Origin of the sequence: Neisseria sp. HMSC061B04 (assembly GCF_001836705.1) — a bacterium.
Lineage (GTDB): Bacteria > Pseudomonadota > Gammaproteobacteria > Burkholderiales > Neisseriaceae > Neisseria.
This window is the reverse complement of sequence record NZ_KV830175.1, coordinates 1-19,817: the sequence shown is the minus strand read 5'-3', so window position 1 is coordinate 19,817 and position 19,817 is coordinate 1. Positions and strand designations below refer to the sequence as shown.

20 protein-coding genes and 1 pseudogene are annotated in these 19,817 nt (G+C 51.4%); 10 read left to right on the top strand and 11 right to left on the bottom strand.

Annotation, left to right across the window (positions count from 1 at the left end):
• Positions 1-21 precede the first annotated feature (21 nt).
• Complete coding sequence (locus tag HMPREF2661_RS01505) at positions 22-504, top strand: GNAT family N-acetyltransferase (RefSeq protein ID WP_003747064.1); 483 nt, start codon at positions 22-24, stop codon at positions 502-504.
• A 36-nt stretch (positions 505-540) separates the two neighbouring features.
• The gene (gene mutL / locus HMPREF2661_RS01500) at positions 541-2,517 is read left to right on the top strand and encodes a DNA mismatch repair endonuclease MutL (RefSeq protein ID WP_070822166.1); all 1,977 of its coding nucleotides are present in this window, start codon (positions 541-543) and stop codon (positions 2,515-2,517) included.
• 57 nt (positions 2,518-2,574) lie between these two features.
• Here mutL and kdsA read toward each other — a convergent pair whose 3' ends face one another.
• From kdsA to HMPREF2661_RS01485, 3 genes are all read right to left on the bottom strand, one after another.
• The gene (gene kdsA, locus HMPREF2661_RS01495) at positions 2,575-3,417 is read right to left on the bottom strand and encodes a 3-deoxy-8-phosphooctulonate synthase (RefSeq protein WP_003747068.1); all 843 of its coding nucleotides are present in this window, start codon (positions 3,415-3,417) and stop codon (positions 2,575-2,577) included.
• A 74-nt stretch (positions 3,418-3,491) separates the two neighbouring features.
• Complete coding sequence (panD, locus tag HMPREF2661_RS01490; protein ID WP_003678944.1) at positions 3,492-3,875, bottom strand: aspartate 1-decarboxylase; 384 nt, start codon at positions 3,873-3,875, stop codon at positions 3,492-3,494.
• A 78-nt stretch (positions 3,876-3,953) separates the two neighbouring features.
• Entirely contained in the window at positions 3,954-5,495 is a 1,542-nt protein-coding gene (locus tag HMPREF2661_RS01485; RefSeq protein WP_070822165.1) for a YdgA family protein, read from the bottom strand.
• Positions 5,496-5,670: 175 nt separating this feature from the next.
• Here HMPREF2661_RS01485 and HMPREF2661_RS01480 point away from each other — a divergent pair, with 175 nt between their 5' ends.
• Together HMPREF2661_RS01480 and trpD are read left to right on the top strand one after the other, a co-directional pair.
• Positions 5,671-6,261, top strand: coding sequence for an aminodeoxychorismate/anthranilate synthase component II (locus HMPREF2661_RS01480; RefSeq protein ID WP_070822164.1), 591 nt, complete (start codon positions 5,671-5,673; stop codon positions 6,259-6,261).
• 88 nt (positions 6,262-6,349) lie between these two features.
• Positions 6,350-7,378: an anthranilate phosphoribosyltransferase gene (trpD, locus tag HMPREF2661_RS01475; RefSeq protein ID WP_049322694.1), complete on the top strand. Its 1,029-nt coding sequence runs from the start codon at positions 6,350-6,352 to the stop codon at positions 7,376-7,378.
• Between the two features lie 259 nt (positions 7,379-7,637).
• On the opposite strand, the pseudogene HMPREF2661_RS11820 reads toward trpD, so the two are convergent.
• From HMPREF2661_RS11820 to HMPREF2661_RS01445, 6 genes and pseudogenes are all read right to left on the bottom strand, one after another.
• Positions 7,638-7,856 (bottom strand): annotated as a pseudogene (locus tag HMPREF2661_RS11820) (CsbD family protein); the annotation flags it as partial.
• 119 nt (positions 7,857-7,975) lie between these two features.
• A complete protein-coding gene (locus tag HMPREF2661_RS01465; protein WP_049322435.1) occupies positions 7,976-8,542 on the bottom strand; it encodes an SGNH/GDSL hydrolase family protein in 567 nt (188 codons plus the stop codon).
• 122 nt (positions 8,543-8,664) lie between these two features.
• Positions 8,665-8,922, bottom strand: coding sequence for a thiol-activated cytolysin C-terminal domain-containing protein (locus HMPREF2661_RS01460; protein ID WP_049322434.1), 258 nt, complete (start codon positions 8,920-8,922; stop codon positions 8,665-8,667).
• Between the two features lie 91 nt (positions 8,923-9,013).
• Positions 9,014-9,496, bottom strand: coding sequence for an SEL1-like repeat protein (locus tag HMPREF2661_RS01455; RefSeq protein WP_070822162.1), 483 nt, complete (start codon positions 9,494-9,496; stop codon positions 9,014-9,016).
• A 71-nt stretch (positions 9,497-9,567) separates the two neighbouring features.
• The gene (locus HMPREF2661_RS01450; protein ID WP_070822161.1) at positions 9,568-11,730 is read right to left on the bottom strand and encodes a heavy metal translocating P-type ATPase; all 2,163 of its coding nucleotides are present in this window, start codon (positions 11,728-11,730) and stop codon (positions 9,568-9,570) included.
• Positions 11,731-11,829: 99 nt separating this feature from the next.
• Positions 11,830-12,039 (bottom strand): heavy-metal-associated domain-containing protein, encoded by a 210-nt coding sequence (locus tag HMPREF2661_RS01445; RefSeq protein ID WP_070822160.1) that lies wholly within the window; start codon positions 12,037-12,039, stop codon positions 11,830-11,832.
• 147 nt (positions 12,040-12,186) lie between these two features.
• On the opposite strand from HMPREF2661_RS01445, the gene cueR reads away from it, so the two are divergent.
• Positions 12,187-12,579, top strand: coding sequence for a Cu(I)-responsive transcriptional regulator (gene cueR, locus HMPREF2661_RS01440; RefSeq protein WP_070822159.1), 393 nt, complete (start codon positions 12,187-12,189; stop codon positions 12,577-12,579).
• 249 nt (positions 12,580-12,828) lie between these two features.
• Here cueR and HMPREF2661_RS01435 read toward each other — a convergent pair whose 3' ends face one another.
• Entirely contained in the window at positions 12,829-13,038 is a 210-nt protein-coding gene (locus HMPREF2661_RS01435) for a heavy-metal-associated domain-containing protein (RefSeq protein ID WP_004519826.1), read from the bottom strand.
• 144 nt (positions 13,039-13,182) lie between these two features.
• Here HMPREF2661_RS01435 and HMPREF2661_RS01430 point away from each other — a divergent pair, with 144 nt between their 5' ends.
• The 3 genes from HMPREF2661_RS01430 to HMPREF2661_RS01420 all read left to right on the top strand — a co-directional run bounded on the left by HMPREF2661_RS01430 (position 13,183) and on the right by HMPREF2661_RS01420 (position 16,665).
• Entirely contained in the window at positions 13,183-14,355 is a 1,173-nt protein-coding gene (locus HMPREF2661_RS01430) for a sugar transporter (RefSeq protein WP_070822158.1), read from the top strand.
• A 265-nt stretch (positions 14,356-14,620) separates the two neighbouring features.
• Positions 14,621-16,039 carry an SLC13 family permease gene (locus HMPREF2661_RS01425; protein ID WP_070822157.1) on the top strand — a complete coding sequence of 473 codons (1,419 nt, stop codon included), beginning with the start codon at positions 14,621-14,623 and terminating at the stop codon, positions 16,037-16,039.
• Positions 16,040-16,155: 116 nt separating this feature from the next.
• Entirely contained in the window at positions 16,156-16,665 is a 510-nt protein-coding gene (locus tag HMPREF2661_RS01420) for a peptidylprolyl isomerase (protein ID WP_003747093.1), read from the top strand.
• A gap of 76 nt (positions 16,666-16,741) precedes the next feature.
• Here HMPREF2661_RS01420 and HMPREF2661_RS01415 read toward each other — a convergent pair whose 3' ends face one another.
• Positions 16,742-17,239, bottom strand: coding sequence for a YbhB/YbcL family Raf kinase inhibitor-like protein (locus HMPREF2661_RS01415; protein ID WP_049322429.1), 498 nt, complete (start codon positions 17,237-17,239; stop codon positions 16,742-16,744).
• A 186-nt stretch (positions 17,240-17,425) separates the two neighbouring features.
• On the opposite strand from HMPREF2661_RS01415, the gene HMPREF2661_RS01410 reads away from it, so the two are divergent.
• Together HMPREF2661_RS01410 and HMPREF2661_RS01405 are read left to right on the top strand one after the other, a co-directional pair.
• Entirely contained in the window at positions 17,426-18,265 is an 840-nt protein-coding gene (locus HMPREF2661_RS01410) for a KPN_02809 family neutral zinc metallopeptidase (RefSeq protein WP_049322428.1), read from the top strand.
• Positions 18,266-18,386: 121 nt separating this feature from the next.
• Positions 18,387-19,769 (top strand): phosphomannomutase/phosphoglucomutase, encoded by a 1,383-nt coding sequence (locus HMPREF2661_RS01405; RefSeq protein WP_049322427.1) that lies wholly within the window; start codon positions 18,387-18,389, stop codon positions 19,767-19,769.
• Positions 19,770-19,817: the final 48 nt, after the last annotated feature.

The following is a 19,817-nucleotide window of genomic DNA, read 5'->3' as shown; positions in this document are numbered from 1 at the left end:
CAATTTTTCCGACCATCCGCCATGAGCCTTCTGACCATCCTCCGTCCGGCAACCGAAAAAGACTGCCAAGCCATACACAATGCCCATCTGCATGCCGTTCAATACGCCTGCATCCGCAGTTACGACGAAACCATTATGCACGCATGGGAAAGTCTGCTCGACATCAACAGCTATTTGGAAACCATCTCCGATAAAAACAAAGCCTTGTGGGTGGTCGAATACAAAGGGCTGATTCAAGGCTTCTTCCAAGTCGATTTCAAAGAAGCGCAACTGGACGCCTTATACGTCCATCCGCTCTTCCACAATCTCGGCTTGGGCACGGCCCTGCTCAGCCGCGCCGAAGAAATGGCCCGAAATGCAGGCCTCAGCTTTCTCAAACTGTATGCCTCGCTCAATTCCGTGCCTTTCTATCGGCTCAACCGTTATGAATCGCTCGGTACTGCCGTATTGCAGCTGAACAAAACCGTCCGCGTCGAATGCGAATTGATGCGCAAATACCTGTAATTTCCCCTTCCGCCGTTGCTTTTTTGAAAGAAACCGATGTCCCGAATTGCCGCCCTGCCCGACCATCTCGTCAACCAAATCGCCGCCGGCGAAGTGGTCGAACGCCCTGCCAACGCCTTGAAAGAAATTGTTGAAAACAGTATCGATGCAGGCGCGACAGCGATTGATGTCGAGCTGGCCGGCGGCGGCATCCGCCTGATCCGCGTCAGCGACAACGGCAGCGGTATCCACCCCGACGACATCGAGCTTGCGCTCCACCGCCACGCCACCAGCAAAATCAAAACCTTAAACGATTTGGAACACGTTGCCAGCATGGGCTTTCGCGGCGAAGGCTTGGCCAGTATCGCCTCCGTCAGCCGCCTGACCCTGACCAGCCGTCAAGACGGCAGCACGCACGCGACCCAAGTCAAAGCAGAAGACGGCAAACTCAGCAGCCCAACCGCCGCCGCCCACCCCATCGGCACCACCATCGAAGCCGCCGAACTCTTCTTCAACACCCCCGCGCGGCGCAAGTTCCTCAAATCCGAAAACACCGAATACGCCCACTGCGCCACCATGCTCGAGCGCCTCGCGCTGGCGCATCCGCACATCGCCTTCTCACTCAAACGCGACGGCAAACCAGTATTCAAACTTCCTGCACAAAGCCTGCATGAACGCATAGCCGCCATTGTCGGCGATGATTTTCAGACGGCCTCATTGGAAATTGACAGCGGCAATGGCGCGCTGCGGCTTTATGGCGCGATTGCCAAGCCGACTTTCGCCAAAGGCAAAACCGACAAACAATACTGCTTCGTCAACCATCGTTTTGTCCGCGACAAAGTCATGCTCCACGCCGTCAAACAGGCATACCGCGACGTATTACACAACGCGCTGACGCCTGCTTTCGTCCTCTTTCTCGACCTGCCGCCCGAAGCCGTGGATGTCAACGTCCATCCGACCAAAACCGAAATCCGCTTCCGCGACAGTCAGCAAGTACACCAACTCGTGTTCCACACGCTCAACAAAGCCCTTGCCGACACGCGTGCCAACTTGACCGAAAGCGTCAGCAATGTAGGCGAAGTGTTGCATGACATTACCGGCGTTTTTTCCACCCCAATGCCGTCTGAAAACGACAGCAAAAATCTGTTTGATGGCGCATCCAACTACCCGACAGGCAACAAACCCGATACACGCAATGCCTTTGGTTCATCAGGCAAAACCGCGCCCATGCCTTACCAAGCCGCGCGTGCGCCACAACAACGCAGCCTGTCCCTGTGCGAAAGCCGCGCAGCCATGAATACTTACGCCGAACTCTACAAAAAAACCGACGATATCGACCTTGAGTTGAGCCAATTCGAGCAGGCACGTTTCGGCAATATGCCGTCTGAAATCCCTACCCAAAAAACAGATACGCCGCTTTCAGACGGCCTTCCATCACAATCCGAACTGCCGCCGCTCGGCTTCGCCATTGCCCAATTATTAGGCATCTATATCCTTGCCCAAGCCGAAGACAGCCTGTTGCTCATCGATATGCACGCCGCTGCCGAACGTGTCAACTACGAAAAAATGAAACGCCAACGTCAGGAAAACGGCAACCTGCAAAGCCAACGCCTGCTTATTCCCGTAACCTTTGCCGCGTCCCACGAAGAATGCGCCGCCCTTGCCGATCATGCCGAAACGCTGGCAGGCTTCGGGCTGGAACTGTCCGACATGGGCGGCAATACCCTTGCCGTCCGCGCAGTTCCCGCCATGCTCGGCAAAGCCGACGTCGTTTCGCTCGCCAAAGACGTTTTGGGCGAACTCGCCCAAGTCGGCAGCAGCCAAACCATCGAAGAACACGAAAACCACATCCTCGCCACCATGTCCTGCCACGGCTCAGTCCGCGCCGGCCGCCAACTGACTTTGCCCGAAATGAACGCACTCCTGCGCGATATGGAAAACACACCGCGCAGCAACCAGTGCAACCACGGCCGTCCGACTTGGGTCAAACTGACTTTAAAAGAATTGGATGCGTTGTTTTTACGCGGACAGTAACGCCGATAAAAAGGCCGTCTGAAAATGCTTTCAGACGGCCTTTTAACTTATTTGCCCTTAACGAATATCCATAGGCGCAAACGATTTCACGGTTTCATCGATTGCTTTAACACGGGTCAGGAAATCTTCCAATTGGGCAAGCGGCAATGCGCTTGGGCCATCGCATTTGGCTTGGTCGGGATTGGCATGGGATTCGAGAAACAAACCGGCCAATCGGGTTGCCATACCGGCAAGCGCCAAGTCCAATACTTGGGCGCGACGGCCGCCTGACGCAGCAGCGCCGGATTCACGCGTTTGCAGGGAATGGGTAACGTCAAAAATAACGGGCAGGTTGTGACACGTTTTTTTCATCACGCCAAAGCCGAGCATATCGACCACCAAGTTATCGTAGCCGAAGTTTGCGCCGCGTTCGCACAAAATGATTTGCTCGTTGCCTGCTTCTTGGAATTTCTCCACAATGTTTTTCATTTGAGACGGGCTGAGGAATTGCGGCTTTTTGATGTTGATGACATTGCCGGTTTTCGCCATTGCCACCACCAAATCGGTTTGGCGCGCCAAGAATGCTGGCAACTGAATGACATCGCAGACTTCGGCGACCGGCTGGCATTGGTAAGGCTCGTGAACGTCAGTAATTACGGGAACGTTAAACTCGCGTTTCACCGCTTGAAAAATCTTCATGCCTTCGTCCAAACCCACACCGCGGAAAGAGTGGATGGAAGAGCGGTTTGCCTTGTCGAAAGAGGCTTTGAACACATAAGGAATGCCGAGTTTATCGGTGACTTTAACGTATTGCTCACAGGCTTTCAGCGTAGAGTCGAGGTCTTCAAGGACATTGATGCCGCCGAAAAGGGTAAAGGGCGCATCGTTGCTGACGGTGATGTTGTTGATTTGGATATTCACGGCAAAGCCTTTCAGATAAGTTGAATTTGGGAAACAGGCCGTCTGAAACGTTTCAGACGGCCTTTGTTTGAATATTACAACACGGTGTGCGGCGGCTCATAAGAAATCACGTCGCGGATTTTATTGTTCTCATCGACGAGGACGACTTTCGGCTCATGCGCTGCAATTTCGGGTTCGGACAACATAACGTAAGACATGATAATTACGATGTCGCCTTTTTGAACCAAACGCGCGGCTGCGCCATTAAGGCAAACGACACCGCTGCCGCGTTCACCGGGGATGGTGTAGGTTTCAAGACGTTCGCCGTTGTTATTGTTGACGATGGCGACTTTTTCGTTAACACAAATACCTGCCGCATCCAGCAGGTCTTGGTCAACGGTAATGCTGCCGACGTAGTTGAGGTCGGCTTCGGTAACGGTGGCACGGTGGATTTTGCCGCCGAGCATGGTACGGAACATGGGTTTCCTTTTTGATTGTGGGTTGATTTACGGTTTTAACTTCAGAGAAGTTAAAACCGCTGTTTGTGTGATTGAGGATTAGTTATTGGGAAAGTCTGCTTCGTCAAACTCGGGTTCCGGGTCGCTTTGAAGGACTTTTCCGTTTAATTTCAACTCGCTGTTTTGCAGAGTCAGATGGGTTTTGACATTATTGTCTTCTAAGGTCAGATATTTCTCGCTTGCCATGCTTTTAATGGTGCTGTCCACCATCAGGCGCAAGGTCTCGTTGATATCGTCGATGCTGGCGCGGCCTGCGGCTTCATCTTCGGCATTGACGCTAAACAGGCTGCTTGCTTGGTTGACGGCGAGCTGCTCCAACAATTTTTGCGGTACGCTCATGTTGAAGTCGGCTTCGGTTTTCTTCAGCATATCGCCCAGGCTGTTGAGGTCTTTGGCTGTCAAACCTTTAAAGGCAAGCTTGCCGCTGACATCGACATCACCATTAGGCATGGTAAATTTGAAGGTTTTGATGTTTAAAACCGGATTGTTGGTAAACAGGCCCGAAGCCTCGTTTTTGGCCGTCTGAAGCAAAGAAGCCTGAATTTCTTCTTCGCTCATTTTTTTCACGGACACTTCGGCAATTTTGTTTTTCAACGCCAAAAGTGATGCGGCGTCCAAATGCTCGGCGGCAACATTGATGTCCAGAGGGCCGTATTTGTCTTCGCCATAGGTCAGACTTTCAAATTGGAAGCGGCCTTCGCTGTTGATGAATTTATCGACTGCGCCGGTCTGGGTATCGAAACGCAGTTTGTTGACTTCGATTTTAGACGGAGCAATCGTGCCGGTCGGATTGATGAATGCACCAATTTGCAGATTGGTTACGAGGTTGACCAACTCGTTCAACTTAACGTTGTAATCGATGTTTTCTTTCCATTGCAGCAGGAATTTATCCAGCGTAATGCTGCTCTTGCCCAAAGAAAGTTTGGTCAGGCCGTCTTCCGTTTCGGATTGGAAGCGCAGGTTTTCCAAAGACACATCGCCTTTGTCGGCCAATTTGACTTGCAAAGACGGCGCAAGGTAATCGTGGCGATAGCTTTTGAAGCCTTGGCTGTAATCGGTATTGCCGCTAAAGCCTTTCCAGTTGAGCTTGATGCCGGAAAGCTCTTCGTAGTCGAAGGCGGGGATATTGAGGCTGAGTTTGCCGTCGCCGGAAAGGTAAACCGTATTGGTCATGGTCAACGGCGTTTGCTGGCCGAAGAAGCGGTCCAAAACCTTTTTGGTTTCCGGATGGTATTGGAACTCGGTTTCCACGTGGGCGCGCGTACCGAAGCCGCCGGCAAACGGGCCGTGTGTTACGTGGTTGATAACCGTAATCGGCTCTTGCAGGACAGTTTTCAAATTGTCCGGCAGGTATTTTTGCGTATTTTGAAGCAGGGTCGGCTTGAGGCGGATGACGGTCGTCTCGGTTGAACTGAACCAGCCGCGATCGTATTGGTGGGATTCAACGGTCAGGAAACCGGATTCCTGCAACAGCTTTTGTTGCTCGGTCAGGCTTTCTTCCGCTTTGACACCGAGATAGTAAGGCGTGCCGAGCGCAGCGGCGATAACGACGGCGGCAGTCGGGATAAGATACTTTTTCATCACTTCAAACAGATTAGGTTCAAAGCGTAAAGCATAGCATTTTTTAGCTGTTTTGTCTTATCCGCCGTTTCAGACGGCCTTTAGGGGAAGATTGTGATATTATGCAAATATAAACGGTTTTTACACTTTTGGCAGGCCTTACCCTGTCTGCCGAAATGTCATTAAAGGTTTGCAAATGCTTTTATTTATCGACAATTACGACAGCTTCACCTACAACATCGTTCAATACTTTGCCGAATTGGGGCAGGAAGTTTTGGTACGCTGCAACGATGAAATCACCCTCGAAGAAATCGAAGCCCTGAAACCGCAATATCTGGTCATCGGCCCGGGCCCTTGCTCACCGAAAGAAGCAGGCATTTCTGTTGCGGCCATGCAGCACTTTGCCGGCAGGCTGCCCGTCATGGGCGTGTGCCTCGGCCATCAAACCATGGGCGAAGCGTTCGGCGGCAATATCGTGCGCGCGCAAACGATGATGCACGGCAAAGTCTCCCCCGTTTTCCATCACGGCACAGGCATGTTTAAAGACCTGCCCAATCCGGTCAACTGCACGCGCTACCACAGCCTGGCCATCGACCGCGCCACCCTGCCCGACTGCCTCGAAATTACCGCATGGACGGAAGACGGCGAAATCATGGGTGTACGCCACAAAGAATATGCCGTCGAAGGCGTACAGTTCCACCCCGAAGCCCTGCTGACCGAACACGGCCACGACATGCTGAAAAACTTCTTGGAAGAATTCAAAGACTACAGCCCGCAAAAATCTTAATGAAAGGCCGTCTGAAATGGGTTTGACAGTGTTCAAACCGCATTTTCAGACGGCCTGAATCACATCGGACACGAACAAAGGAACAATCATGATTACCCCTCAACAAGCGATTGAACGCCTCATCAGCAACAACGAACTTTTCTACGATGAAATGACCGACCTCATGCGCCAAATCATGAGCGGCCAAGTTCCGCCCGAGCAAATCGCCGCCATCCTGACCGGCCTGCGGATTAAAGTTGAAACCGTTTCCGAGATTACCGCCGCAGCCAGCGTGATGCGCGAATTTGCCACAAAAGTGCCGCTGGAAAACGCCGATGACTTGGTCGATATTGTCGGCACAGGCGGCGACGGTGCCAAAACCTTCAATATTTCCACGACTTCCATGTTTGTCGCGGCTGCGGCTGGCGCAAAAGTCGCCAAACACGGCGGCCGCTCCGTTTCTTCATCCAGCGGCGCCGCCGATGTCATGGAACAAATGGGCGCCAACCTCAACCTCAACCCCGAACAGGTCGCCCAAAGCATCCAGCAAACCGGCATCGGCTTTATGTTCGCGCCCAACCATCACAGCGCCATGCGCTATGTCGCCCCTGTCCGCCGTTCGCTCGGCTTCCGCAGCATCTTCAATATCTTGGGCCCGCTGACCAATCCGGCCGGCGCGGCAAACCAACTCTTGGGCGTGTTCCACATCGACTTGTGTGGCATTCTTTCCCGCGTATTGCAACAGCTTGGTTCCAAGCATGTTTTGGTTGTGTGCGGCGAAGGCGGTTTGGATGAAATCACGCTGACCGGCAAAACCCGCGTTGCCGAACTGAAAGACGGCAAAATCACCGAATACGACATCAGCCCGGCCGATTTCGGCATGGAAATCCGCCGCAATTTGGACGAAATCAAAGTCGAAAACGCGCAAGAATCCCTGCAAAAAATGAACGAAGTGCTGGACGGCAAAGCCGGTGCCGCACGCGACATCGTCGTCCTCAATGCCGCCGCCGCGCTCTACGCAGGAAATGTGGTTGCTTCGCTGGCAGACGGTGTCAAAGCCGCGCAAGAAGCCATCGACTCCGGCAAAGCCAAAGCCAAAAAAGACGAGTTTATCGAATTTGGCAAACAGTTTGCCTAAACTTTAAATCCATGAAACAAAGGCCGTCTGAAAATCTTTCAGACGGCCTTTTATTCTTTAAATATTAAAATTTGCTTTTAATATCATTAATCAAGCCTTCAGCTTTTTCTTTGGCTTCTTCAGCCAAGTGTGCTACTTTCTCTTTGGCTTCACCGGCTAAATGAGCTGCTTTTTCTTTAGCTTCACCTGCAAAGTTTTCTACTTTTTCTTTAGCCTCGCCTGCAAAGTGCGCCGCTTTTTCTTTGGCTTCACTTGCAAAATTTTCTGCTTTTTCTTTAGCCTCGCCTGCGAAGTGCGCCGCTTTTTCTTTGGCTTCACCTGCAAAGTTTTCTGCTTTTTCTTTAGCATCCGCAGCAACTTCTTTTGTCTTACCGACGCCTTGTTGAACTACGCCTTCAGCTTTGAGTTTGGAATCGTCAAGAACTTCGCCGGCTTTCTCTTTTACTTCACCGCTGATTTGATCTAATTTGCCAGTCATCATTTATTCCTTCTTAGTTTCATGTTGATAAGAGTAATCACTATATCCCAATAGATATTGGGTTGCAACTTAAAGTCTGTCTCAATATTAAAAACATAATAAAAATGGATTACGTCAAGTTAGCACAACTGTTTCAATATCGCTTCGGCTACTGCCTCGCCTATCATCTTACTGCCGAACTCATTGAAATGAAGCCCGTCACACAGCATCACATCGGTCAAATCCTGCTCAAACATCAGGCTGTATAAATCATTGACGGCAAAACCATATTGCCTTGCCAAATCCTCCGCCACACGGTTATAGGCCTTCAAATCAGCCAGATAGCGGCGCGAGGGTTTGACGATATTGTGTACGCTTTCCAAAAAGGGCGTACTGCTCGCCCAAATAATTTTTGCCCCTGTCTGTTTCAGATAATCGAAAATTTGGGTCAGGTTGTTGCGGTAGATTTCTATATCGGCCACCGGCTCATTACAGCCTTGATTGTGGCGGATGTCGTGCAAACCGCAGTTGATGTGGATAATGTCTCCCGCAGTCACGCCCTCTGTCCATTGCCCGATATGCTCTAACACATCATGCGACGAACGGCAGTTTTCCGATGGAGAAACAATTTCCGCCTCAGGCAAAGCGGCGCGCGTGTAAGGCTCCGATGCAAGCCGAACGGAATCGCCGATTAAGTAAACAGTCATTTTTGTTCTCCTCCCTTTATTTGAACCAACACCAAGGCCGTCTGAAATATCACTTATATTATTATAAGAGTGCTATTTCAGACGGCCTTAACTTCAGTCAAGTTCTATCGTTAAATCATCAATTAACGCTGACTGTTTTTATAAAAATCAATTAATTGCTTGGCCTGCAACATGGGCAGCCCAAAACGGTCGCTCACGGCTTTCCAATCCTTCCATTCCTGACCGGTCAGATTCCGCCCGACCCATTTGAGGTTTTCCGGATTGCTTTTGATTTTCTCAAAATAAGCCTGCTTGCGTTTCCAGTTGCGCGACCACACCAGCAACATGGTAAAAATACATAAAACAATCAATACAATATTGGTAAACAACATCATGTCCATACAACATACTCCTGCTTGAGTCTCGAAATCAGAAAATATGGATTAAAGGCCGTCTGAAAAAACAATGTTTCAGACGGCCCCAGTATGACGCTCAACGTTGCATTTCCAGCATTAATGCCTGACAAGCGGATTCGTTTTCTAAAGTACAAGATTCGCTCAGTTGGTTTAAACGGCTGTCGCGGTCTGATGTAGTGCCTTGCGCCATCTCTGCTTTAGTTTCTTCAAGATTGGTACAGGCATTTTCATAACCGCCTTTACAGGCCCGTTCGTAGAGCTTGACCGCGGCGACATAATCCATGCCCAAACCGCTGGACGGATTGAGATACAGATTACCCAAAACATTGCAGCCGCGCATATTGCCGCCATCGCAGGCTTTTTTCAGAAACGGATAAGCATGAGCAGGCGCTTCAAGATAATCGCGCGTCCAAATGGCCGCAGTGACACAACTCTCCAGATTGTTCCGATTGCATTCTCGTATCAGCTTATCGTGCTGCTTCTCGCTGTAATCCTCAGCCTGCACGCTAAATGCAGTGGCAACCAATGCTAAACCAAACAATAAACGAAGTGTTTTCATCTGATTATTTCTCCAAAAATATTTGATGACAGGCCGTCTGAAAAAACAGTCTTCAGACGGCCTTTATATTATCACTCAATATTCACCCGTTTCAGGCGCAAGGCATTACCCAATACCGAAACCGAGCTTGCCGCCATTGCCGCGCCTGCGATGACGGGGTTTAAAAAGCCGAGCGCGGCGAGCGGAATGCCCAAAATATTGTAGAAGAAGGCGAAAAACAGGTTTTGCTTGATGTTTTTCAAAGTTGCCTGCGACACCAACAGGGCATCGGCGAGTTGGTTGACCGAATGCTGCATCAACGTCGCAGATGCGGTGTGTTCAGCAACGTCTGCACCGCCTTTCATGGCGAAGCTGACGTTGGCGGCGGCGAGTGCAGGCGCGTCGTTGATGCCGTCACCGACCATCGCTACGGTTTTGCCGGCGGCTTTGAGTTTCTGCACTTCGGCGGCTTTGTCGCGCGGACTCATATTACCGAAGGCGTGCGCTATACCCAGTTGTTTGGCAACGTATTCGACCGTGCCTTGGTTGTCGCCGCTCATAATATAGACATCGATATTGTGTTTTTTCAGACGGCCTATGGCTTCGGCGGTATCGGCTTTCAACGCGTCTGCAAGTGCGAATGCGCCGATAGGTTTGTTATCGACTGAGACTGCAACAATGCTTGCAATATCCCAAACGCCGTCTGAAAACTTCGGCAAGATCAGTTCGGCAAATTCGGCTTTGCCCGCTTTCACCAATCCCACGCCTTCAACTTCGGCGGCAATGCCTGCGCCGACGACAGTTTGCGCATTTTGTGCGGCGGGAATCTCCAAACCGCGCGCTTGGGCGGTGGAGACGATGGCGCGGGCGAGCGGGTGGGCGGCGTTTTGTTCAACGGCGGCGGCGATGCGGTACAAAGCGTCTTCGTCAAAGCCGCTGTCGGGAACGCAATAGACGGCGGCAACCTGCGGCTTGCCTTCGGTCAGCGTGCCGGTTTTGTCCAACACGACGGCATCGACGTGGGCGGCTTCTTCCATTGCCGCCGCGTCTTTAAACCAAATACCGTGTTTCACCGCTTTGCCCATGCCGACCATAATCGCGGCAGGGGTTGCCAGACCGAGCGCGCACGGGCAGGCAATTACCAAAACGGCAACGGCGTGCATCAGAGCAACCGTCCAATCGCCTTTCACCAGCCAAGTGGCGATAAAAGTCAAAAGCGCAATGCCCACGACGGCAGGCACGAATACCGCCGCCGCTTTATCGGCTACGCGCGCAATCGGTGCTTTACTGCCTTGTGCTTCAGAGAGCGCATTCATCATGTCGCCGAGCAGGGTTTGGCTGCCGAGCTGCGTGGCGCGGTAAACCACGCTGCCTTCGGTCATCAGCGCGCCTGCCAACACTTTGCCGCCCGCCTTTTTCTCTTCGGGATTAGATTCGCCGGTAAGGTGGCTCTCGTCCGCCCAACCGCTGCCGCTTTCGATGATGCCGTCGGCGGCAATGCGTTCGCCGTGGTTGGCGCGGATAAGGTCGCCGATTTGCACTTGGTCGATGGGCAGTTGTTTCCATTCGCCATCGCGTTGCACGTTGACTTGGGTTGGTGTGAGTTTGAGCAGCAAGCCCAAGCTGTTCAGGCTGGATTTTTTGGTGCGGTGTTCCAAAAATTTGCCCAGCGACACAAAACCGATCACCATCACGCCTACTTCAAAATACACGTGTGCCATGCCGTGCGCCGCGTGAGGGCTGAAAAACAGCATATAAACGGAATACAGGTAAATCGATACCGTGCCGATGGTAACCAGCACGTCCATGTTCGCCAACCCGCCCTTAATGCTTGCCCACGCGCTTTTGTAAAACGGCACCGCCAGCCAAAGCTGCACCACGCTTGCCAGCACAAATTGCCATACAGGCGGAATCATCCAATCGTGCCGCCCGATCATCATGCCTGCCATGCCGATTAAGAACGGAATATTGATGACCAGCAAAAGCCACAGCCTCCAGCTTACATGCGCTGTTTCTTCGGGCTGCGGCAGCGCGTCTTCCGTTTTTTCCTTCGCGCCGTAACCGGTTTTCTCAATGATTTTGGCAATGTCTGCGGCGGAGGTTTTGCTGTCGTCAAACGTAACCTGCGCTTCCTCGCTGGCAAAGTTCACCCCTGCCGATTCGACAAAATCTTTTTTGTTCAACACTTTTTCAATACGCGAAGCGCATGCCTGACAGGTCATGCCTTCGATTTGAAAACGGACTTTTTGTTGCATGGTTTCTTCCTTCTGAATGTGGTTGGGCTACCTGAAAAAAGCGGAGCAGGGTTTTCAGGTAGCCTTTGGGGTGTTGCAGTCGATTTGTTGCGATTCGATTTACAAAGCCGCATCAAAGCCGCCGTCTTCCACCGCTTCTATCAGCGCGGCGGGGCTGGTTTGGGCGGGGTCGAATTCCACGACGGCATTCTTGTTTTCCAGGCTCACTTCGGCCTTGTCCACGCCGTTTACGCCTTCGAGGATGCTGGTAACGCTTTTCACGCAGCCGCCACAGGTCATGCCTTCGATGTTTAATGTGATTGTTTGCATAGGGTTTCCTTTCTGTTGGAATGAGGCTGAGGTTTTAAAGCCCGTTGCAGCCAAAGCTTTCAGGTAACCTGAAATGATGGGTCTGCTCTTGCTTTCCCGCTAAGTGCCGCCACTATAAAGCTTTACCCGAAGTAAAGGTCAAGCATCATGATGAACATCAGCCAGGCCGCGGCCGAGAGCGGCCTTTCCGCCAAACAAATCCGCGACTACGAAAAGCACGGCCTAATCGCCCCGGCCGCGCGCGGCGAAGCGGGCTACCGCCGCTACGGACAGGCTGACCTTGTCCGGCTGCGCTTTATCCGCCATGCGCGGGAAGTGGGCTTTTCGCTGCCGCAGATCGGGCAGCTTTTGAGCCTGCAACACAACCCGCAGCGTACCAGCCGCGAAGTGAAAACGCTCACCGCGCGGCACATCGCCGAGCTGGAAGCCAAAATCGAACGCTTGCAGGGCATGGTGGCCGAGCTGCAACGTTGGCACGATGCCTGCGCGGGAGACGACTGCCCGGATTGTGCGATTTTGGCCGGGCTGGAGGAGCGTTAGGCGGCTTGGGCAGAATAGAAACAGGCTACCTGAAAAGTTTCAGGTAGCCTTAGTCGGCCGCTAACGGTTTGGTACAGGCCTCGTCGTAATACGGCAGCCACTTGCCGCCGCTTTGCTTCAGATATGCGCGAAAACTTTTGTTTACCCGTGTGGCGGTGTAATCCAAATAATGGCAAAAAGTAAGTTATCAAGAGACAGAGGCCGTCTGAAGCGTTTCAGACGGCCTTTATTCAAAAATACGCTTATCGGTTACAAAGCCACATCGTAGCCGCCGTCTTCTACGGCATCAATCAGCGCGTCGGTATCTGTCTTGCTTTCATCAAAAGTAATCACTGCATTTTTGTTTTCCAAGCTGACTTCTGCTTTTTCCACGCCTTCTACGCCTTCCAAAAGACGGGTTACGCTTTTCACGCAGCCGCCGCAGGTCATGCCGTCGATATTGAGGGTAACAGTTTGCATTTGTATTTCCTTTCATTCAAACAAATATGGTTGCCAAATACTTTACTCCTTACGCAAACAGCTTGCAAATTCTTCATTAAGGCCGTCTGAAAAATGCAGATAGGCGTACAATAACGCCTTTTGCTTCATCAAACGGACATAATAATGACTTCAACATTCAAACAATGGGTTAGCGTATGCGCGCTGGCGGTGGGTGCGTTTATTTTCAATACTACCGAATACATTCCGATTGCGCTTTTGAGCGACATCGGTCAAAGCTTTGGCAAAGCGGCAACGGAAGTGGGCATGATGATTACGGTGTATGCGTGGATTGTTGCGCTCCTATCGCTGCCGCTGATGCTGATGACGAAAAACATCGAACGGCGCAAATTATTGCTGATGCTGTTTGCACTGTTTGCGCTGTTTCACGCGCTGTCGTTCTTTTCTTGGAACTTCAACATCCTCTTGGTCAGCCGTATCGGGATTGCGCTGACACACGCGGTCTTTTGGTCGATTACGGCTTCTTTGGCGGTACGGCTTGCGCCCACCGGCAAAACCAATCAGGCTTTGGGCCTGCTCAGTACGGGTACGGTTTTGGCCATGGTTTTGGGCATTCCGCTGGGGCGCGTGGTCGGGCAATACTTCGGCTGGCAGCTCAGCTTCCTGCTGATCGGGGTTTGCGCTGCCGGCGTAATGCTGGTGTTGGCCAAAAACCTGCCTGCTTTACCCAGCCAAAATACCGGCTCTTTAAGCAGCCTGCCGAGTTTGTTCAAACGCCGCAACCTGATGTTGCTTTATGCCATGACGGTGTTGATTATTACGGCACATTTCACGGCATACAGCTATATCGAGCCTTTTGTGTTGCAAGTTGGCGGATTTAAGGCTGAACAAGTCACCATCGTTTTGAGCCTGTACGGTTTGGCAGGCTTCGCCGCTTCTTATCTGTTTGGCAAATGGTTTGCCAAATCGCAACGTTTGTTTATGCTCGGCGCAGTGGCAGTCATCCTGCTCTCTGCCCTGCTGCTTCTGCCGTTTGCCTCTTTCCCGTATGCGGTGTACGCGCTGGTGTTTATTTGGGGCGTGGCCATCGTCATTGTCAGCTTGGGCATGGTGTCGAAAGTCTTGGCATTTGCCTCGGATGCAACTGATGTGGCCAACTCGATTTATTCAGGTTTGTACAACGTCGGTATCGGCGGCGGTGCGCTTTTGGGACATTATGTAACCGTCTGGTTCGGCCTTTCCAATATCGGCATTGCCGGAGCTTTGCTGGCGGCGGCAGGTCTGGCCGTTTGCGGCTTGTTGTTTAAGGAACAAGACAATCTGACGCAAAACGTTTAAATCCATATAAATCAGGATGGTATTACTGACCCGGCCGTAATTTTGGCAGTTTTACCGATTTGTCCTGATGCTTATTAACCCACGATGGGTCTTCATTTCGCCGGATAAGCAGTTTTCTTGCTGCTTATCCGGTTTTCATTTCATTTTTAAAAAATAATTTACAATTTGTTTACACTACATCAAATTACAAATATACTGTCGCCTATTAGGCCGTCTGAACGTACGGCTGAAAAGAAAAACCAATCATGTTTCAGAGGAATACATCATGGACTTAAACGCCAAGGATAAGACTCAGCATCCTGAGAACGTCGAGCTTCTCAGTGCACAGAAGCCGATTACCGACTTTAAAGGACTGCTGACGACCATTATCTCTGCTGTTGTCTGCTTCGGCATTTATTACATCCTTCCCTACAGCCCCGATGCCAACAAAGGTATCGCGCTGTTGATTTTTGTTGCGGCACTTTGGTTTACCGAAGCCGTACATATTACCGTTACCGCACTGATGATCCCTATCCTTGCCGTTGTACTCGGCTTCCCGGATATGGACATCAAAAAAGCGATGGCCGGTTTCTCCGACCCGACGATTTACATCTTCTTCGGCGGTTTCGCACTTGCCACCGCACTGCACATGCAACGTCTCGACCGTAAAATCGCCGTCAGCCTGTTGCGCCTGTCCCGCGGCAATATGAAAGTTGCCGTGCTGATGCTGTTTGCCGTTACCGCCTTCCTGTCTATGTGGATCAGTAACACTGCGACTGCCGCGATGATGTTGCCTTTGGCAATGGGTATGATGAGCCACCTCGACCAAGAAAAAGAACGCAAAACCTACGTTTTCGTCCTGCTCGGTATCGCCTACTGCGCCAGTATCGGCGGCTTGGGCACCGTGGTCGGTTCTCCGCCGAACATGATTGCCGCCAAAGCGCTGAACTTGGACTTCGTCGGCTGGATGAAGCTCGGCCTGCCGATGATGCTGTTGATTCTGCCGCTGATGCTGTTCTCCATGTACGTCATCCTCAAACCTAATTTGAATGAGCGCGTGGAAGTTAAAGCTGAATCTATCCCTTGGACTTTGCACCGCGTGATTGCGCTGTTGATTTTCTTGGCCGCAGCCATCGCTTGGGTATTCAGCTCCAAAATCAAAGCCGCATTCGATATTTCCAACCCTGATACCGTTATTGCCCTGATTGCCGCCGTTGCCGTCGTCGTATTCGGCGTGGCGCAATGGAAAGAAGTTGCCCGCAATACCGACTGGGGTGTATTGATGCTCTTCGGTGGCGGTATCAGCTTGAGCGCATTGCTGCAATCTTCCGGCGCATCTGAAGCTCTGGGTCAGCAAGTTGCTTCCACGTTCTCCCATTCTCCTGCATTGCTGGTGATTTTCGTGGTTGCCGCCTTCATCATCTTCCTGACCGAGTTCACCAGTAACACGGCTTCCGCCGCCTTGCTTGTGCCTATTTTCGCCAGCATCGCCGCGCAAATGGGCCTGCCGGAACAAGTCTTGGTATTCGTCATCGGCATTGGTGCATCTTGTGCCTTCATGTTGCCGGTTGCCACACCGCCTAACGCGATTGTGTTCGGTACAGGCTTGATTAAGCAACGCGAAATGATGAATGTCGGCTTATTGCTGAATGTCCTCTGTATCGTATTGGTTGCGCTGTGGGCTTATTTCGTCCTGATGCCGTAAACCCGTAAACATAGTCCAGGCCGTCTGAAAGAATATTTTTCAGACGGCCTTGAAGTTTCTCGTTCAGACACAATTTAACGAATGATTCAAAACCGGATTCTAACGAAAGGAAACCCATGATTATCCTGCACACCAACAAAGGCGACATCAAAATCGAACTGGATTTCGACAAAGCCCCCGTTACTGCTAAAAACTTCGAGCAATACGTTAAAGATGGCTTCTACGACGGCGTAATCTTCCACCGCGTCATCAAAGGCTTTATGATTCAAGGCGGCGGTATGGATGAAAACATGAACGAAAAAGAAACCCGCGATCCGATTCAAAACGAAGCGTCCAACGGTTTGCCTAACGAAAAATACACCATCGCCATGGCGCGTACTTCCGATCCGCACTCTGCCAGCGCGCAATTCTTCATCAACACTGCCGACAACGCTTTCCTGAACTTCCGTTCTAAAGAGCTGTACGGCAAAACCGTAGTCCAAGACTGGGGCTATGCCGTATTCGGTAAAGTCGTTGACGGTTTTGACGTTGTCGATGCTATCGAAGGCGTTTCTACCAAACGTCACGGCTACCACGACGACGTACCGACCGAACCTGTCATCATCACTAAAGCCGAAGTGGTTTAATTGATTTGATTTCCCATAAAAACAGCCTGTCCGAATTAAAAACGGACAGGCTGTTTTTCAATAATGACGCATACCGTCACACATCATAAGTACCGACCACGCATGCCGAATCCAACACATGGCCCTGCATGGCAAAATGCAGCTCATTAAAGCGGAAACCGCGCGGCAAATCCAAAACGGTATCCAGCGCGTACACAATCAGTTCATAACGATGGCGGTTGTTCGGTGGCGCCATACCTCCGTAAAACGAAGCCTCTTCGATTTCAAATTTACCCAACGCGCTCGCCCAAGTGTTCGCGCCTTGCGTGAAATCCGTTGCAGAAATACTTTCATTTTCTGCCACGGAAGTACGTTTCAAATCCGAAATCAACCAATGCGTCCATACGAAACCCGATGCTGAAATGGCATCTTTGTCTTCCAACACCACGGCAAACGATTTTGTTCCCTCCGGCGCATCTTCGATCTCAAAAGGAATCGAATAAGTAGGCATACCGTTCGGGCTGAACTGGCTGCCGCGCTTGCCGTATTTGTCTTCAAATTCGCCGTTGACAATAGCTTTACTGCTGACTTTCATCTTATATCTCCCAATAGTAGGTTGGCTCATTCTAACAAACCCCAAGGCCGTCTGAAAGATACTGCCGTTTTCACTTTCCCGATGTCGCATTTTCAGACGGCCTCCAGCAATATTCACAATTCGATCAAACACATTTGACATTCCATAGTATAATCCGCCGCATGAAAACTACACAGGATACGCATTATGGATTGGAAAGGCCGTGAACAAAGCCAAAACGTCGAAGATCGCCGTGGAAGCCGTGGTGGTGGCGGCGGCAAAACGCCGGGCATACTCGGCATTATCGTGGTTTTGGTCGGCGCATATTACGGCGTGGATTTGAGCGGTTTGGTCGGCGGCTCATCTTCGATGGGAATCCCTACCCAGCAAGCCTCCCGACTCGACAGCCAACAAGAAGCCGAATTGAACGAACTGTCCCGTGTCGTCCTTGCCGATACGGAAAAAGCATGGAGCAAATATTTCCAACAACACGGCCAACGCTACACACCGACAACCATGGTGTTGTATGAAGGCGGTACGTCCACCGCCTGCGGTACGGGTCAATCTGCCATGGGGCCGTTTTACTGCCCGGGCGACCAAAAAGTTTATTTGGACTTGAGCTTCTACGAAGACATGCGCACCAAGCTCGAATCGGCCAGCGATGCCGCGTTTGCCTACGTTATTGCCCATGAAGTCGGCCATCACGTTCAAAACCTACTCGGCATTCTGCCTAAAGTCCACAAAATGCAACAGCAAGTCGGCAAAAAAGAGGCCAATGCCCTTTCCGTCAAACTCGAATTGCAGGCCGACTGTTTTGCCGGTATTTGGGGACACTACGCTATCAACAACAATATCTTCAAAGCCGAAGACATTCAAAAAGCCATGCTGGCGGCCGAATCCGTCGGCGACGACCGCTTGCAAAAACAGGCGCAGGGCTATGTCGTTCCCGACAGCTTTACCCATGGCTCTTCAGAAGCGCGCATGACTTGGCTCAAGCGCGGTTTGGAAAGCGGCGACATCAACCAGTGCAACACTTTCAACAATTGATTCGTCCAAACAACACTGTTCTTTGATGTAACAACAAAAGGCCGTCTGATTTTTTCAGACGGCCTTTTAGCCGTGTTAGAATAAGCCCCATTATTTCCACTTAAATTTAAAGGAAATCCACATGGCAAATATCGCCCGCGACATTTTCAAAGCCTACGACATCCGAGGCATCGTCGGCAAAACCCTGACCGACGAAGCTGCCTATTTAATCGGCAAAGCCATTGCCACCAAAGCCTCCGAAAAAGGCATTACCCGTATCGCACTCGGCCGCGACGGCCGCTTGAGCGGCCCCGGCCTGATGGCGCAGATTCAACGCGGTTTCACAGACAGCGGCATCGACGTCCTCAATGTTGGCATGGTTGCCACCCCTATGCTCTACTTCGCGGCCATCAACGAATGCGGCGGCAGCGGTGTGATGATTACCGGCAGCCACAATCCGCCTGATTACAACGGTTTCAAAATGATGCTCGGCGGCGACACGCTCGCAGGCGAAGCCATTCAAGAACTTTTAGCCATTGTTGAAAAAGACGGTTTTGTTGCCGCCGACAAACAAGGCAGCGTAACCGAAAAAGACATCTCCGGCGAATACCACAACAACATCGTCGGCCACATCAAGCTCAAACGCCCGATGAAAATCGCCATCGACGCGGGCAACGGTGTCGGCGGCGCATTCGCGGGCAAACTCTACAAAGGCTTGGGCAACGAAGTAACCGAACTTTTCTGCGAAGTGGACGGCAATTTCCCTAATCACCACCCCGACCCTTCCAAACCGAAAAACCTGCAAGACCTCATCGTCGAGCTCAAAAACGGCGATGCCGAAATCGGCTTGGCATTTGACGGCGATGCCGACCGCTTGGGCGTGGTCACCAAAGACGGCAACATCATCTATCCGGACCGCCAACTGATGCTTTTTGCACAAGACGTATTGAGCCGCAATCCTAAAGCCAAAGTGATTTTCGACGTCAAATCCACCCGCCTGCTCGCGCCTTGGATTAAAGAACACGGCGGTGATCCTGTGATGGAAAAAACCGGCCACAGCTTCATCAAATCCACCATGAAAAAAACCGGCGCACTGGTTGCCGGCGAAATGAGCGGACACATCTTCTTTAAAGAACGCTGGTTCGGCTTCGACGACGGTATGTATGCCGGCGCACGCCTCTTGGAAATCCTGTCTGCCTTCGACAATCCGTCCGAAGTATTGAACAAGCTGCCGCAAAGCATTTCCACTCCGGAACTCAACATCGACCTGCCTGAAGGCAGCAACGGCCACAAAGTGATTGAAGAGCTGGCTGCCAATGCCAAGTTTGAAGGTGCGACCGAAATCATCACCATCGACGGCTTGCGCGTTGAATTCCCCGACGGCTTCGGCCTGATGCGTGCTTCCAATACCACGCCGATTTTGGTATTGCGTTTTGAAGCGGATACGCAAGAAGCGATTGAACGTATTCAAAACCAATTCAAAGCAGTCATTGAAAGCAATCCTGCATTGAAATGGCCGCTGTAAAGGTTTAGGCTAAAACAAAGGGGCTGACGTAGATTAGCCCTAAATTCC